General features: G+C 64.6%; 11 protein-coding genes and 2 pseudogenes. 5 read left to right on the plus strand and 8 right to left on the minus strand.

Features of this window, described 5'->3' with window-relative positions; translation table 11 throughout:
• Positions 1-108: 108 nt before the first annotated feature.
• Positions 109-387, minus strand: a pseudogene (locus ACQPZ2_RS36740) (cytochrome P450); the annotation flags it as partial.
• Between the two features lie 113 nt (positions 388-500).
• Here ACQPZ2_RS36740 and ACQPZ2_RS36745 point away from each other — a divergent pair.
• The 3 genes and pseudogenes from ACQPZ2_RS36745 to ACQPZ2_RS36755 all read left to right on the plus strand — a co-directional run bounded on the left by ACQPZ2_RS36745 (position 501) and on the right by ACQPZ2_RS36755 (position 4,263).
• Entirely contained in the window at positions 501-1,337 is an 837-nt protein-coding gene (locus ACQPZ2_RS36745) for an alpha/beta fold hydrolase (protein WP_433522608.1), read from the plus strand.
• Positions 1,338-1,496: 159 nt separating this feature from the next.
• The gene (locus tag ACQPZ2_RS36750; RefSeq protein ID WP_433522609.1) at positions 1,497-1,901 is read left to right on the plus strand and encodes a hypothetical protein; all 405 of its coding nucleotides are present in this window, start codon (positions 1,497-1,499) and stop codon (positions 1,899-1,901) included.
• 429 nt (positions 1,902-2,330) lie between these two features.
• Positions 2,331-4,263: pseudogene (locus ACQPZ2_RS36755) on the plus strand (potassium transporter Kup).
• Between the two features lie 104 nt (positions 4,264-4,367).
• Here the strand turns inward: ACQPZ2_RS36755 and ACQPZ2_RS36760 are convergent.
• Genes ACQPZ2_RS36760 through ACQPZ2_RS36775 form a run of 4 tightly spaced genes read right to left on the minus strand, consistent with a single transcriptional unit; the run spans position 4,368 to position 9,184 of the window.
• Positions 4,368-5,255, minus strand: coding sequence for a potassium-transporting ATPase subunit C (locus tag ACQPZ2_RS36760; protein WP_433522610.1), 888 nt, complete (start codon positions 5,253-5,255; stop codon positions 4,368-4,370).
• 1 nt (position 5,256) lies between these two features.
• Positions 5,257-7,425, minus strand: a complete 2,169-nt coding sequence (gene kdpB / locus ACQPZ2_RS36765) for a potassium-transporting ATPase subunit KdpB (protein WP_433522611.1) — start codon at positions 7,423-7,425, stop codon at positions 5,257-5,259.
• Position 7,426: 1 nt separating this feature from the next.
• Entirely contained in the window at positions 7,427-9,097 is a 1,671-nt protein-coding gene (kdpA, locus tag ACQPZ2_RS36770) for a potassium-transporting ATPase subunit KdpA (protein WP_433522612.1), read from the minus strand.
• Entirely contained in the window at positions 9,098-9,184 is an 87-nt protein-coding gene (locus ACQPZ2_RS36775) for a potassium-transporting ATPase subunit F (RefSeq protein WP_433527619.1), read from the minus strand.
• A gap of 882 nt (positions 9,185-10,066) precedes the next feature.
• Between ACQPZ2_RS36775 and ACQPZ2_RS36780 the strand changes: the two genes are divergently transcribed.
• Entirely contained in the window at positions 10,067-10,759 is a 693-nt protein-coding gene (locus tag ACQPZ2_RS36780; RefSeq protein WP_433522613.1) for a response regulator, read from the plus strand.
• Positions 10,760-10,819: 60 nt separating this feature from the next.
• On the opposite strand, the gene ACQPZ2_RS36785 is transcribed toward ACQPZ2_RS36780, so the two are convergent.
• Both ACQPZ2_RS36785 and ACQPZ2_RS36790 read right to left on the minus strand, forming a co-directional pair.
• Entirely contained in the window at positions 10,820-11,212 is a 393-nt protein-coding gene (locus ACQPZ2_RS36785; protein ID WP_433522614.1) for a winged helix-turn-helix transcriptional regulator, read from the minus strand.
• 590 nt (positions 11,213-11,802) lie between these two features.
• The gene (locus ACQPZ2_RS36790; protein ID WP_433522615.1) at positions 11,803-12,621 is read right to left on the minus strand and encodes an SDR family NAD(P)-dependent oxidoreductase; all 819 of its coding nucleotides are present in this window, start codon (positions 12,619-12,621) and stop codon (positions 11,803-11,805) included.
• Positions 12,622-13,357: 736 nt separating this feature from the next.
• On the opposite strand from ACQPZ2_RS36790, the gene ACQPZ2_RS36795 reads away from it, so the two are divergent.
• Positions 13,358-13,837: a cation:proton antiporter regulatory subunit gene (locus ACQPZ2_RS36795; protein ID WP_433522616.1), complete on the plus strand. Its 480-nt coding sequence runs from the start codon at positions 13,358-13,360 to the stop codon at positions 13,835-13,837.
• Positions 13,838-14,042: 205 nt separating this feature from the next.
• Here ACQPZ2_RS36795 and ACQPZ2_RS36800 read toward each other — a convergent pair whose 3' ends face one another.
• Complete coding sequence (locus ACQPZ2_RS36800; RefSeq protein WP_433522617.1) at positions 14,043-16,475, minus strand: hypothetical protein; 2,433 nt, start codon at positions 16,473-16,475, stop codon at positions 14,043-14,045.

Below are 16,475 nucleotides of genomic sequence, written 5' to 3' on the forward strand. Positions count from 1 at the left end.
TGCGAGCGCTGCGCGACTCCGGGCAACCGCATCCGATTGCCGCGGCAAGCCGACTTCGAGCGCCAAGCCCTTATCCCCTAGCCTTGACGAGCGGCAGCGCAACCGATGCTAGTCACGCCGGAAAAGCTCGAGCTGCAACCCTTCCGGCTTCAGAGTGATCGTTTCCTTGACGCGCAGCTGATAACCGGGGTCCGGTGTCAGATCGAAATTCCGCAGAATCGTCGCGAGGACCAACTGAAGCTCGTGGTAGGCGAACTGACGGCCGATGCACCCTCGCAGCCCGACCCCGAACGGCCTGTAGAGCTCGGGGTGGCGGGCTTTGACTCGCTCTGGAAGGAACCGATCCGGGTCGAACGCCTCGGGATCACCACCCCACGACCGATGTCGAGCCGATGCCTATCTGTCCCCGTTGTCCGCTGTCACCAGGTCGGACACCGTGTCAGTGGGGGTGTCAGGTCGGCGTCAGGTCGGTGTCAGCCGGGCTGGCGACAGTAGTCCACATGAACAGCGCAGCGAACAACTCGAACCACACCGCGAACACCCCGGCCTGGACGGGCATGGTGCCGGTCGACGACACCGCCCTAGCCGTCACCGACACCGGCGGTCCCGGGATCCCCGTGATCTACTGCAATGGCCAGTTCGCCACGCAGGGGTACTGGAAGCGCGTCATCGCCGACCTCGGTCCCGGCTTCCGGCACATCACCTTCGACGAGCGGGCCCGCGGCAAATCCAAGACCTCGGCCGACTATTCCTTCGCCACCTGCGTCGACGATGTCGACGCCGTGCTCGCGGCCCGCGGCGTCGAGCGGGCGGTGGTGATCGGATGGTCCTACGGGGCGTTCGTCGCCGCGCACTGGGCCAGCCGCAATCCGCAACGGTGCATGGGCGCGGTCCTGGTCGATGGCGCGCAACCGCATGACTGGCTCGACGAGGCCATGGAGGCGCGGATCCGCAAGCTGTTCAAGCGGTTGCGCCCGATCACCGCGCTGCTGCGCCCGACAGGGCTGACCCCGCGCATAGGTGCGGCACAGCAGGCCGAGTGCAATATCGAACTCGGCAAGATCGCCCGCGAGCGCGAGCTGGGCCCCGTACTGGACAACATCACCGTCGCGACGCGGTATGTGCTCGCCTCGGGCGCCTCGCTCGGCAGCAAGGGTGACGAGCAGGAACGCATCCGCGCCAGCCTCGGCGCGGTGACCGCCCGCAACCACAACATCCGCATCAGCGCGAAAGTCGCCAGCAACCACGACCACATCCTGCGCAAAGACTTCCGTGCCGTCACCGACGCCGTGCGCGAGGTCGCCGCCCTCGACCGGGACGGTTCAGCGATCCGCTGACCGACTCGCTCACGACCGGTCAGGCGGCGCCGTTCACCGCCTCCGCGACCTACGCGACGCGCCCCGAGCGATCCGGACACCCGGGCACAGGCCCGGCCGCAAGCCACCACTCATTCGTTCAATCGACTTCCACCACAACAGATTCCAAGGAGAACCACTATGTCCATCACCCTCACCGACTCCGACAAGGCCACCCTGCGCACCGCCGCCTACGGCGCCATCTCGCTGCTGGTCGCCGCCGATGCCACCGGCAAACCCCACAAGATCGCCACCAACGGCTCCATCGCCCTGTCCTCGGCGACCGGCCTGGTCGGACACGTGCTCGCCAAGAAGTCCAAGCCCGTGAACCTCGACGGCAAGACCGTCGCCGAACTCGCCGACCACGTGCTGCCCGCGCTGACCGCAGCGATGAGCCTGCTGCACAAGCAGGATCCGGCCGAAGCCGACAACTTCCGCAACACCGTCCTGGTCGCCATCGAAGCCGCCCGAACCCACCGTGACAAGCCGAGCCCCACCATGACCGAGATGGTCCGCAAGATCACCGCAGCCCTCGACGCCGCGTGATGCGACAAGACGGTGCCCGGAAACCGGCGTCAGGTCGGTGAACTGAAGGGATGCGCATCGAGAGACCGGATAGAGCTCATGGTCTGTCCGGTCTCGTATGGACGCCCGAACGTGGTGAGCTGTGGGAGACATCCGAACTCCATTTGCTGATTGACAGCTGCGCTGCGAGCGAGTCGGCGCAGCCGTTCATCAAGCTCGGCCCTGCGGGTGCGTTGGCGTTGCTGGACTTTCAGCGCGGCAGCACCGCAGCGCCCGCGACAGTGACCGAGTGGCTGGACTCCTACATCGATCATCTGAGCGAGCCTGTCGTCCGATGTGTCATCGGCGCGGTCGCTGGCTGTATCGACAGCCATTGTCGAGCCGAGTCGTTACCGCGTCCCCGCGGCGAACACGGCACGATATGGTGCGGACCAGCAAATGAGGAGCACCATGAGTACAGCGACCGAACTCGGTCCTTCGAATCACCTATCGGGTAGTGGCGGCAGTGTCCGGGCCGGCGTCGTGGTCGGTGCGTTGGGGGTCGTGTTCGGTGATATCGGCACCAGCCCGATCTACACCATCCAGACCGCGTTCAACCCGGACGATCCCCATCCGGTGCCGATCGGTACCGCCAACCTGTACGGCGTTGTGTCGCTGATCTTCTGGTCGGTGATGATCATCGTCACGCTGACATATGTCCTGCTCGTAATGCGTGCCGACAATGACGGCGAGGGCGGCATCATGGCGCTGATAACGCTGTTGCGGCGACTTGGTGGGGGATCGGGTGGTCGGGTCGCCGTGCTGTTGGCCGGGCTCGGCATGTTCGGTGCCGCATTGTTCTTCGGCGACTCCATGATCACCCCGGCGATCTCCGTGCTATCCGCGGTCGAGGGGTTGAAGGTCGTCCAGCCGGGGTTGGAAGAGTTGGTCGTGCCGATCACGGTGGTGATCATCGTCGGGCTGTTCGCCGTGCAGCGACGCGGCACCGCGGCGGTCGGTCGACTGTTCGGGCCGGTGATGATCGTCTGGTTCGTGGCGATCGGCGCGTTGGGGGTGGTGGGTATTGCCGATCATCCGCAAATCCTGAAGGCGCTGTCGCCGACCTATGCCATCAGTTTCATGTGCGGGCACTTCGGCATTGCCTTCTTCGCGTTGGCCGCAGTCGTACTGTCGGTGACCGGCGCCGAGGCACTGTACGCGGATATGGGGCACTTCGGGCGCAAGGCGATCACCCGCGGCTGGTTGGGACTGGTGCTGCCCGCGTGCACTTTGAGTTACTTCGGACAGGGAGCGCTGCTGCTCGGCGATGAGAGTGCGGTCGGCAGCCCGTTCTTTCTGCTCGCTCCGGGTTGGGCGCGGTTGCCGCTGGTGCTGTTGGCGACAGCCGCTACGGTGATCGCCTCGCAAGCGGTGATCACGGGCGCGTTCTCGGTGGCCGCGCAAGCGGCCCAGCTCGGTTATCTGCCGAGGTTGCGGGTGGCGCACACCTCGGAGTCGACGATCGGTCAGATTTACGTGCCGTGGATCAACTGGGTGCTGATGGTCTCGGTGATCACGCTGGTTTTCGCCTTCCGCAGCTCGGCGGCGCTGGCGTTCGCGTTCGGTATGGCCGTGACCGCCACGATCACCATCACCACCCTGCTGTTCTTCTACATCGCCCGCACCAAGTGGCACACCCCGTTGTGGCTCATCCTGCTCGGCGCCATCCCCTTGCTGGTGGTCGATGTGATGTTCCTGGCCGCGAACATGACCAAGTTGGTGCATGGGGCGTGGCTGCCGCTGCTGATCGGGCTCACCGCCTTCACTGTGATGACCACCTGGGCACGCGGTCGTGAAGTCGTCACCGACGCGCGGGAAAGGGCGGAGGGACCGCTGCGCGAATTCATCGACCAGTTGCCGGACTATCGGCCGCCACTGGTACGGATCCCCGGTACCGCGGTATTCCTCAATCGTGGCAAGGAGACCGCGCCGCTGGCGATGCGGGCCAATGTCGAGCACAACCGCGTGCTGCACGAGCATGTCGTGATCATGTCGATCATCACGCTGCCGGTGCCGCGCGTGCCGGACGCCGAGCGGACCGAAATCGACCCGCTCGGCTACACCGAGGACGGAATCATCCATGCGAACGCGTATTTCGGATACATGGAGACACCGAACGTCCCGAATACGCTGCGCCTGCTCGACCCGGCGAAGACCGAGGGCCGGATATCGGTCGATGACGCCTCCTACTTCCTGTCGAAGATCGAGCTGAAGAAGGGGACCGAACCCACGATGGCGCAAGGGCCTGTTCATCGCCACGTCCTACATCACCGCCGATGCCGCCGAGTACTTCGGCCTGCCCGGGGAGCGGACAGTGATCATGGGTTCGCGAGTCGAGGTGTAGCTGTACCGGCCAGCATGATGTCTCCTGCGGGTGTCGCCGACGACGAAACGGCCCGGCCGGCAATTCGCATTGCCGGGCCGGGCCGTTGGATCGGCTGCGGATGACTAACCGCGGAACGGGTAATTGCTGTCGAGGTCGAGGTTCAGTTCGACCACGTTGACGCGGGGTTCACCGAGGAAGCCGAGGGTCCGGCCATCGGTGTGGGCATCGACGAGTGCGCGCACTTGATCCTCGGAGATATTGCGGGCTTTGGCGATTCGCGCGGTCTGGATGGCTGCGTACTGCGGTGAGATATGTGGGTCCAGGCCGCTGCCGCTGGCGGTGACCGCATCGGTCGGCACCGGGGTATCGGTCGAGGCATCGCCGATGATCGGAACGATCCGGCCGACCGAATAGTCCTCACCCGGCTTGGCGCATTCGACCGCGACGCCCTTGTAGGTGGACAGGAACGGCTTGGCCGGGCACGCTTCGTTGACGCTCACGACCTGCACCGGCTGCGAAACCTCACCGACGGCGTCGCGCGGCCCGATCACCGAAAGCACCGCGCCGACACCGTCTTTAGTGCAGAACGAACGGCTGCCGTCGACCCCCTCACGGTCGCCGATCGCCTTGCTGCGCGAGCACACGGTGGACAGCAGGCTCAACTTCACATTCGCCGGATCGGCGTCGAGCGTGTCGACGATGCTCTCCGGGCCGAGGTTGGACGCCGCGGTGGACAGCGGGTCGTAGCCGTCACCGGCCGCGGACGGGCGGCTCTGGAAGTACTGCACCAGGGCGTTGCCGTCCTTGTCGGTGAACGATTGTCCGATGATGCTGCTGCCGACGACCTTGCCGTCGGACTCGATCAGCGAGCCCTGCGCCTTATCGTGCAGGCCGGGCAGCTGAGCAACCGCGAAAACCGCCAGTGGGTAGGCGATTCCGGTGATCGCGGTGAGTACCAGCAGCGCACGCAACGCGGCCAGATGCTGCCGGATCCAAGTTGACATACGCATATCAGGACATCCCGGGGAGGAGTTGGACGACGAGGTCGATCAGCTTGATGCCGATGAACGGCGCGACGATGCCGCCGAGACCGTAGATCGTCAGGTTGCGGCTCAACAGTTTCGAGGCATTGGTCGGGGTGTAGTTCACCCCGCGCAGCGCCAGCGGAATCAGCGCGATGATGACCAGCGCGTTGAAGATGACCGCCGACAGGATCGCTGACTGCGGGCTGGACAGCCGCATGACATTGAGCGCGTCGAGGCCGGGGAACAGTGCGATGAACAGCGCGGGCAGGATCGCGAAGTACTTGGCGATGTCGTTGGCGATCGAGAAGGTGGTCAGCGCTCCGCGGGTGATGAGCAGCTGTTTGCCGATCTCCACGATTTCGATGAGCTTGGTCGGATCCGAATCCAGATCGACCATATTTCCGGCCTCTTTGGCTGCCGAGGTGCCGGTGTTCATCGCGACGCCGACATCGGCTTGGGCCAGTGCCGGAGCGTCATTGGTGCCGTCACCGGTCATGGCGACCAAGCGACCGCCGTCCTGCTCCTTTTTGATCAGCGCCAGTTTGTCTTCCGGTGTGGCTTCGGCGAGGAAGTCGTCCACGCCGGCCTCATCCGCGATCGCTTTGGCGGTCAACGGGTTGTCGCCGGTGATCATGACGGTGCGGATGCCCATTCGGCGCATTTCGTCGAAGCGTTCGCGCATGCCTTGCTTGACGACGTCTTTGAGGTGGATGACGCCGAGCAGCCGGGCCTTGCCGTCATCGACTTCACCGACGACCAGTGGTGTGCCGCCGGATGCGGAGACGCCGTCGACGATCATGCCGATCTCGTCGGGTACGTTCCCGCCTTGGGCGCGGACCCATTCGACGACGGCGCTGGCGGCGCCTTTGCGTAGTTGGTGACCGTCGGCCAGGTCCACACCCGACATCCGGGTCTGGGCGGTGAACTCCACCCAGGTCGCGCCGGTCAGCTCACCCGGGGTGCGTTCGCGTTTGTTGAACGTCTGCTTGGCGTACACCACGATGGAACGCCCCTCGGGGGTCTCGTCGGCGAGGCTGGAAAGCTGTGCGGCATCGGCCAATTCGTCATCGGGAACGCCGGGCGCCGGAACGAATTCCGAGGCTTGGCGGTTGCCGAGGGTGATGGTGCCGGTCTTGTCCAACAGCAGGGTGTTGACGTCGCCCGCGGCCTCGACGGCGCGGCCCGACATGGCAAGCACATTGCGCTGCACCAGGCGGTCCATACCGGCGATGCCGATGGCCGAGAGCAGGGCGCCGATGGTCGTGGGGATCAGGCAGACCAGCAGTGAGACCATCACGATGCCGGTCACACCGTGTAGGTCGAGTGCCGAAGTGTCAGCCACGCCGGGGTTGTTCGATTTGGCGAAGATCGCCAGCGGCTGCAGGGTGACCACCGCGAATACGAAGATGATCGTGAGCGAGGCGAGCAGGATGTTCAGCGCGATCTCGTTCGGCGTCTTCTGCCGGCTCGCGCCTTCGACCAGGGCGATCATCTTGTCGATGAAGCTCGCGCCGGGCTCCTGGGTGATCTTGACGACGATGCGGTCCGAGAGCACGGTGGTGCCGCCGGTCACGGCGGAGCGGTCACCGCCGGATTCCCGGATAACCGGGGCGGATTCGCCGGTGATGGCCGATTCGTCCACCGATGCGATACCTTCCGCGACATCGCCGTCGCCGGGGATGATCTGGCCCGCCTCGACTACGACGTAGTCGCCGCGTTGCAGCGCGGGCGCGCCGACACTCTCCTCGACGACCCGCGCGCCGGGTGACCAATCGACGAGCCGGCGAGCCATCGTGTCGGTCTTGGCTTTGCGCAGCGTGTCGGCTTGGGCCTTACCGCGTCCCTCGGCGACGGCCTCGGCGAGGTTGGCGGAGATCACGGTGAGCCACAGCCACACCACGATCGCCCACGCGAAGAAGGACGGGTCGGCGATCGCGAGAATCGAAGACCAGACGGCCCCGATCTCGACGATGAACATCACCGGGTTGCGCCACATGGTGCGCGGGTCGAGCTTGCGCGCAGCATCGGACAGCGAGGTCAACAGCATCTTAGGATCGAGCGCGCCACGCGGGACGCGGCCGCCCTTGTGCTCGGTCTGCTGCTTCGGAGCAGCGGCCTCGGCCACAGCGGTCACTTCAGTAGTGGGACTGGTCATTTCAGTGGATTCCTTCAGCGAGCGGCCCGAGCGCGAGTGCGGGCAGGAAGGTCAGCGCGACCAGGATCACCGTCACACCGACCACCATGCCGACGAACTGCGGCCGGTGCGTCGGCAGCGTGCCGATCGACTCGGGGGTGGTGCCTTGCTGGGCCAGCGAACCGGCCAGGGCGAGCACGAAGATCATCGGCAGGAACCGGCCGAACACCATGGCCAGGCCGAGCGCGGTGTTGTACCACTCGGTATTGCCGGTCAGACCCGCGAAGGCCGAGCCGTTGTTATTGGCCGCGGATGTGAAGGCGTACAACACTTCCGAGAGCCCGTGCGGTCCGGAATTGAGCATTCCGGTGCGCTGTCCCGGCATCGCCATCGCGGCCGCCGTGCCCACCAGCACGATGAGCGGGCTGATCAGGAAATACGAAGCGGCGAGCTTGATTTCGCGCGGGGTGATCTTCTTACCCAGGTACTCCGGTGTGCGACCGACCATCAGACCCGCGACGAAAACGGTGATCACCGCGAGGATCAGCATGCCGTACAGCCCCGAGCCGGTGCCGCCCGGCGCGACCTCACCCAGCTGCATGTTGAACATCGTCATCATGCCGCCGAGGCTGGTGTAGGAGTCGTGGAACGAATCCACCGCGCCCGTCGAGGTCAGCGTAGTCGCGGTCGCGAAGGTCGCGGAATCGGCCACGCCGAAACGGGTTTCGACGCCCTCGAGGGATGCGCCGATCGCGGTCGGCACCGTGCCGTGGTGCTGCAACTGGAAGAAATTCTGCAGGGTCACGCTGATCAAGGCGATCGTGCCCATCACCGCCACGATCGCGTAGCCCTGCTTCTTGCTGCCGACCATCCGGCCGAAGGTGCGCGGCAGCGAGAAGCTGATCACCAGCAGCAGGAAGATCTCCACCCAGTTGGTCCAGGTGGTCGGGTTCTCGAAGGGATGCGCGGAGTACGCGTTGTAGAAGCCGCCACCGTTGGTGCCGAGTTCCTTGATGACCTCCTGGCTGGCCACGGGTCCGCCGGTTATCGTCTGCTCGGTGCCGTTGAGTGTCTGCGCGACCTGGTCGTGTAGGTGGAAGTTCTGGATCGTGCCACCGGCGATGAGAATGATCGCGAAGACGAACGCGAACGGCAGCAGGATGCGAATGGTGCCGCGCACCAGGTCGACCCAGAAGTTGCCGAGTTCGCCGGTGTGCCTGCGGGCGAAGCCGCGCACCAGCGCCACCGCCACCGCGATGCCGACCGCGGCCGAGACGAAGTTCTGCACCGCGAGACCGGCCATCTGCACCAGGTGGCCCTGGGTCGATTCACCGGAGTAGTTCTGCCAGTTCGTGTTGGTCACGAAGCTGATCGCGGTGTTCCAGGCCAGCGCCGGGGTCATGTCGGTGGCCGGATCGTTCAGGTGCAGCGGCAGCCTGCCCTGGATCAGCTGGAAGAAGAACAGGAACAAGACGCTGACCGCGGAGAACGCCAGCACACTGCGGGCGTAGACGGCCCAGGTCTGTTCGACCTCGGGCTGGACGCCGATGACCTTGTAGATGACCTGTTCCGCGCGGGAGTGCTTCTTGGCGTTGTACACCCGGAACATGTAGTCGCCGAGCGGCACATGCACCAGGGCCAGCGCGATGATCAGGGACGCAAGGAAGGCGATCCCCGCTGTTGTCGTGTTCACCTAGAACCTCTCGGGGAAAAGCAGCGCCGCGACCATGTAGACGGCGATCAGAATCGCCAGTACCAGACCGATCAGATTCGCGATCACAGCTTTTCCACCCCCCGCTGGATCAAGCCCAGCAGCGCGAAGATCGCCACGGTGAGCACCGTGAACACCACGACAGACATTTACACAACCTCCATATCGCGCGCTCCCTCATCGGACGCGCCAGGGTGAGTCAAGCGGCAGCGGGGCGCCTGTGGAGGGGCCTTTACGAGTCTTTAGCGTCTCGTCGATAAGGTTTGACACTTCACTTACAACTGAGCCCTGTATGGATGAAAGGATGCCGTCAAGGTATGCCGACAGGGAGTTAACACACCGTAAAGATCGAGATCGACGCTCGATCGGCGGGTAGAAAAGTCACGACCCTGCCAATCGGAAGATTCCGGCGCAACCGGGCTTCGTTGCGAAAGGTATTGCCATGTCGGTTGTTACCGTTGTAGTGATCGCTGGATTTGTCTGCTGCGCGTTGCTCATTCGTGCACTGGGAGCCAGCACGAATACTCGCGTGGATGGTTTCTGGCAAACCGATGTCGTTACCGACCGAATGCGGCACCCGGGCGCTTCGTCGAGTCGCGCGATGGTAGGCGAGTAAGGCGCAGGCGACTGTGCTGTATCTCGGTGCTCCACCAGATGCGGGCAAGAGTTACGCGTTGCACGGCCGGGGCGCCTCGTCGGATCGAGCGCGCCTTGTGTCGCCGCCGGAAGTACTGAGGCGCAGGCTGTCGCGCCGCAATGTCGAGCTCGCCGGTGCGGGCAATGCGCCAGTGCGCAGTATCTTGCGGCCCGACAATGCATTGCGCGAATCGGCGGTCGCCAGCGGAAATGAATCGGAGAGTACAGATGACAACCGATTCGAGTGACAGTGACCTGGCGCCGTCGGACGGAGCCGACCAAGGCGTGCATACCAGTCGTGACACAGAACCTGTGATGACCAAGACGACAACCGAGGTCAAGGTACTGGTTGTCGACGACGAGCCGCAGATCGTGCGCGCGCTGCGCATCAATTTGTCCGTACACGGTTACGAGGTGATCACTGCGGCCACTGGTGCCGATGCACTGCGCGCAGCCGCCGACGAGCATCCCGATGTGGTGCTTCTCGATCTCGGGCTGCCCGATGTGGATGGTATCGAGGTACTTGCTGGACTGCGCGGGTGGACTTCGGTGCCGGTGATTGTATTGTCCGCGCGTACGGGTTCGGCGGACAAGGTGGAAGCCTTCGACGCGGGTGCCGATGACTATGTCACCAAACCGTTCGGGATGGGCGAGTTGCTGGCCCGGCTGCGCGCCGCGGTCCGGCGCGGTGCTGCTGTCACCTCCGACTCCGTGGTGGTGACAGCCTCGCTCAGCATCGATCTGGCCGCCAAGAAGGTCATCAAGGACGGTGACACCGTGCGTCTGACACCGACCGAGTGGGGAATCCTCGAGATGCTGCTGCGTAACAACGGCAAGCTGGTGGGGCGCAGGGATCTGCTGCGCGAGGTGTGGGGTCCGTCCCACGAGTCCGAAACCCAGTACCTGCGGGTGTATATGGCCCAGCTGCGTCGCAAGCTCGAGGTCGATCCGTCGCATCCGAAGCATCTGTTGACCGAAGCAGGTATGGGATACCGGTTCCAGCGATAGTGGCTACGCGCGCTGCGCGACCAGGAGGAGTCGTCGCCCCTGGCACGATCGCTCGTGGGCTTACCGTTCGTGCTCGTAACCGGCGCACTCGTACAACGCCGTCCACACCGACAGGCTCGACAGCGACTCGATGGTTTGGGTACCGCGGCCTGTCAATCGGATCACATCGGTCGCCTCGAGCGGCCAATCCCAGCTTCCCTGGCTATCGGCGGCGATGAGGCTCTGCGAGGCGATCACCCGCAGCACGCGCGCCAGGGTGTTGCGGCGAACGTGAATGAGTGTGGTCAGCTCGGCAGTTGTGTGGGGCCTGTTCGACAGGGCGTCCAGAATCTCCACGACATGACGACGGCTGACCAGCTCACGCAGCGCCGCAATATCATACGGTCGATCGTTCATCGAGGCGACTGCCTCAGGGAAGTGCACATCAGCTACGGACACTAGCGGCGTCTTCATTGCCGCAAATTTTTCTTGATGAGATTTCTCGGACCGCCACGTCACTCTTTACAGAATTCATACGGGCTCCGTTGGCAGGACTTCGTCGGATTCCTACCGGCAACGGCTCATTGCGGTTCTATCCTCCGGCTCCGCCCGAACCCCTACTGATCGGGACGCGGTGTTCGTGGTGCGTGTGATGTGAGATGTTGATGCCGAATTGTCTGGCCGCGGATTGGCTCGGCGCGTAACGCGTGCCGACATTATGAGGTGATCAGCGTGTTCGGTGAATCCTTGATGGGTGAGCCTTGGTCGAGATGACGATCCTGCCCGACTGGTGGGCCCAAGCGAATCCAATTCTGCCGCAGCGGTTTCTGTTCTCTGAGAGGAGAATAAGTATCCGAACGGCCGAGCCGCCGCGATCCTTGTCTGGGTCCGCGGCGGCTCATATTCCCTCGGCGTGCCCGCGCAGCTCAACAGTGGCAGCGTCGAAGAGCGGTCAACCCTGACCGGGCTTGTGGCCGTGATTCGCTTTCTTCTTGCGGCGGGCGCGTTTCTTGCTCGCTCGTTTGGACAATGTCGCCTGTCTCCTTACCGGGGTATCGAATGCTCTACGCGGCAGGCACGAGCCGGTTGCTCCATGCCGCAAGCCGGGTCCGAGAGCGCGAATTGCGTACCAGTGCAGCCGCTTCCGTGAGTTCGGTGCCCTCGTAGTAGCCGCCGTTGACGACCGGCGTGGCCGACACGCTCAATGCGACCAGCAACGACGCAGCCGCGTCGAGCGGCGCCATACGATGGCTGCGCAGCTGCGGAAGGTCGATCTCGAAGTCGGCAGGGGCCACGCTGACCGAGGTGAGTCCCGCGGGCCCGGTCTCGGCCAGAGAACGGCAGAACATCGTCAGGGCAAGCTTGGCCTGCGCGTATACCGCGAGCGGGGTGTAGATACCGCGGTTGCGATCGAGGTCGGTGTAGTCGATATTGCCGCCGATATGCAGCCTCGAAGTAACAGTGACCGCCCGGCCGCCGACTGCCGCCACAGCGGGAGCCATTGCCATGGTGAGGCGCTGCGGCGCGAGGTAGTCGGTCTGAAAGGTCAGTTCGTGCCCGTCCTCGGTATACGTGCGCCGCTGCGGCGGTGCGATGGATGCGGTGTTGATCAGTGCATCCAGGCCGGGCAGCTGGGCGGTGAGTGTGCGGCCGAGCTCGTCGACCTCGCTGAGGCGGGCGAAGTCGGCATGCACCATGCGCACCTGGTTGGGTCGCGATTCGGCCGAGAGCCCTTCTGATATCTCGTCGGCGCGATCCTTGCGCAGGACGTGGGCAATAACGATGGCACCGTCGGCGATCAGACGCTGGGCGACCGCGAAACCCAGGCGGTGGTCGGCACCGGTTACGAGCACGGTACGGGCGGTGGAGGAGTTTGCGGACATAGTTCTCCCATCGGGTGAGTGCGCAGCGGTCGCACCGCGAGGAGCAGTACGGGGACGCGCGGAAGTGAGGTTCGCGACCAGATGTCGCAGAGATGCGTCACATGCTCAGCGGATGCTTTGCACGCTCAGCGGTGAAACCGCACAAAATAGAGCAGCCGTGCGGCTTTGGAGATCAGGACAGACCGGCTACACCGGACTCGGCGGTTCGTCCTCACTCCCGAAGCCGAACAGCTCCAGGGCGGACGGCATGCGCGCCACACGGTGTCGAGCAACGGCGGCCGCGGTGCGCAAGGCGCGAGGAGGGCCAAAAGTTGCGGTCACACCCTCATATAAACGCACCCCGCGCAATGCGGACAAGCCCGCCGTACTCGCTTTGACGGATATTTGACACCCCGGGCCGCGGTGCTGGGCGAACCTTTGCCGGGTACCGCAGACCATCGAAACCGAATAGGTCGATCTGCAGGAGTCCGGCCGCACACCCCAGTTCTACGAGGTGAAGCGACCACGGTGGTGTGGGTACCGCGGTCGGCTCCAGTACCGCAGGAGCCAGCGGCAAGGGAGCGAGGCTGCCGTGGCAGCGACCAGCGACCACGGTCGGGGACCACCTGTTCCAGGGGCTCGGTCAGCCAATTTCCGTACCAGGCCAGCGGTGAATGACAGTGCTGCGGGCAAGTCGGACGCTTATATTGACGAAATATTTCCGGCTTGCCTCGGAATTCGCCAATATCCTGGTGGTGTGCACATCGAGGGAGCCTTTCTGCCGGGAATTGGTGTGCACAAAGACATTTCACTCACCAGTTCCCGGCGGATCGGGGTAGTCGATCGCCGGGACGGCACCGTCGACCTGATCGTCGGCAAACCAGGCGATCCCGACGTCGCCGGTCGGATCTTGCTGTCGGCCTCGGAAGCGGCACTCTTGGCTGCACTGCTCGGCGCACCACAACTGGTCGCTCGGCCCCAAGACGATTGTCGCGACATCCACGCGGTGGCGATCCGGCACGTGCCGATCCACCGCGGATCGACGTATGACGGACAGAGGCTCAGCCAGACTCGCATGCGCGCCCGCGCGAAGGCATCAATCGTCGCGGTGATCCGAGCTGGGCAGGTGATTCCGTCGCCCGGCCCCGACCTCGTATTCACCACTGGGGACGTGTTGGTGATCGTCGGTACCGCCGATGGCGTCACCACGGCTGTGCGCATCCTCACTCACGGATAGCACCGCCGACGGCGCTCACGCTCGGTTACGCCGACGACGGCATCATCCACCTCACCGCCCGATTCGGTTATATGCAGACGGCGGACGTGCCATGAACGCTGGCCGCACTGTGGAATCCACCTGTCTGCCAAGGCATCTGATCGACTGGAAATCATGAAAGTGCCGACGCAGATGGTCTTCGTCGGCCACCGTGGTCCACACCTGATTACGGGCGGTTCGGTGGGCTCGGGGCGGAGGCGCTGCGTGCGGTGCCGGTCGACCAGTTGTCGGTATCGACGGCACGGCCGACGAAGTGTCGGACCTCGCGGTGCAGGTCGAGGTCGCGCAGGTCGCTGTGCACGACGGCGTGGACCGAATCGGCCAAGTTTCTGGCGTCCGCGTTGGCGATCGACTGCATCATGCGTGCCGCGGGGTCGCGGGCGACGGATTCGAGATCGCGGGCACCGAGACCGAGGTGTCCGAATGCGTTGGCACGCCCCATCGCCGAGGTGTCGCCGCGCGAAGCCTGCTCCAGCGCCCGCATCTTCGCTTCGGTCGGGTTCGCCAGGTAGTCGTTGACGATCGACCTCAGATGATTGCCGCGATAGGTGTGTCCGTTGAGAGTGTTCACGCCGTCGATCAGGTCGACACCGCGGGGCAGTGAGTCGCGGTAGCGAAGCGTGGCCCTTTCCATCGCGTACACCGCGGCCTGGAGGCGCTGTTCCTCGCGCAACCGCGCCTGCCTGCCACCCAACCCCGCCAGCCGACCGAGTGAGTTCTCCGCCAACGTCTGCGCCGCAGTGAGTTCGGCCAGTGGCCGATGGACGAGCGGATTGTGCTGCGCGTACCTCTGCTGTTCGGCGTAGACCTCCATGGCGTCCGAAATCATCGGCCCACTCCAGCCCTCGAGCTCGAGCGCGCCGGCCGCCTCCGCCAGACCGCCTCCGGCACGCCACACCACGGCCTCGACCGCAGCCGCCGCCCCGCGCGCGGTCCCCACACCCCCATACGCCTGCCCGTATCGGCGTGCTATCTGCCGGAAATGTGCTGGCCCCATATTCCCGTCGATGCGCGAGTGCGGATAGGTGTGTCCCCGGCCGACGAACCACTCCATCGCCGGCTCGGCGACGGTGCCGAGCCCACTGACCAGCGCCGTCGTGCTGGCGTGGGAAGCGCCGAATTGTCCCATCCCCAATGCCCTTCCACCGCCTGCGCCGCCTGCGGACGACCCCCGCTGCATGGCGAGTGCGAACCGGTTCGCCACCCAATCGTTGCCACTGGACAGGCCGCTGCCCAGCTTGCGCAGCTGGAAGATCGCGATGATCTCCACCACCGCGCCTATAACGAATACCGCCATCTCCTGACCGCGTGCCTGCCGGAACAGATCACCGAGGAACAACAGGTAGACGCCCAGAAATATGGTGTAGGCCGCCATCCGCCCGGCCGCGATGAACGAATCGACCATATTGCGAACCAGAAACGTCTGCGTCGGCCCGTAGATGAACCCACCCGCGGCGAATCCGAAGATCGACATGAACCCGTGATAGATAGCGTCCAGTGCCGCCTTGATGATCTTCAGTCCAAGATAGACCGCGAACAACAACAGCACCGCACCGGCCAGCAACAGCACCAGCCCCGCACCGACCTGCCTCGCCGTGGGATCGTCGGCCGCGGCATACGCGGCGGAATCACCGCACGACTTCATGCCGTTCTTGACGCGCTCGTCGTTGCCGGAGTTGACCGCTGCCGTCCATGTCGCCTTGCACGCCGGTCGATCGTCGACCACGTGCCCGAAATTCCATACCTGCAACGGTTTACGCGCGAAATTGTCGGCCATCTCCGACTGGATGGTCGCCACAAGCGCGGCCGGATTCGGATCGGCATCGCCGTTCAATCCGGCGGCCACCGAGATGCCGACATTGCGGCCCTGGGCCAGCCACCCGTCCGAGGACAACACCTCCGCCAGCGGATCCGACAGGAACAGCGTCCCCGCGATCGCCACCCCTAGCATGCTGACCACTTGCATCGTCGCCTTCGAGTAGAACCCGCGGGTGACAAAGTAGGCGACGAAGAACGCCCCGATGGTGGCGGCCGTGACCAGCATCAGCGGCGTCGCGATTTGTCCGGTCAGGTTCACCGCGACCCCGTGCAGGGCCGAGCTGAACACATTGAGCCAGGAGAAGCTCAACGCCCACCCGACCAACCAGATCGCGAAGGTGACAATGACATTCCAGCCGGCGAACTCCAGATCGAGGATGACCGCCAGCGCGGTCGTTCCGGGATGGAAGGGACCACCGTGATCGGTGACGAAGGTGTACTTCGACAACTCGACACCGGATGAGTCGCGCACGTGCGTCCAGCTCAGCCCGCTATTGGGAGCCGACGACGCAGTACCGTGCTCGGTCGGAGCGACCGCGCCCGGCTGCGCGGTGGCCAACGCGCCGACCGCGACCGGGACGACCACCAGCACGGTGAACGTCACCACCCCCACCACAATTCGCCGACGCCACCGACTCGCCTCGATCCACGCGGCGACCCGCCGGGCCACTACCTGCGGGTACCAGCGATCCGGGTCGAAAAATGCCGACTGCCATGCAAGGAACGCCTCCTGGCCGCGCCGCTTACGCACGCCGCCGACGGTCACCGGATCGGCCGTCAT

This window comes from Nocardia pseudovaccinii, assembly GCF_050942345.1.
In the GTDB taxonomy this organism is placed as follows: domain Bacteria; phylum Actinomycetota; class Actinomycetes; order Mycobacteriales; family Mycobacteriaceae; genus Nocardia; species Nocardia pseudovaccinii.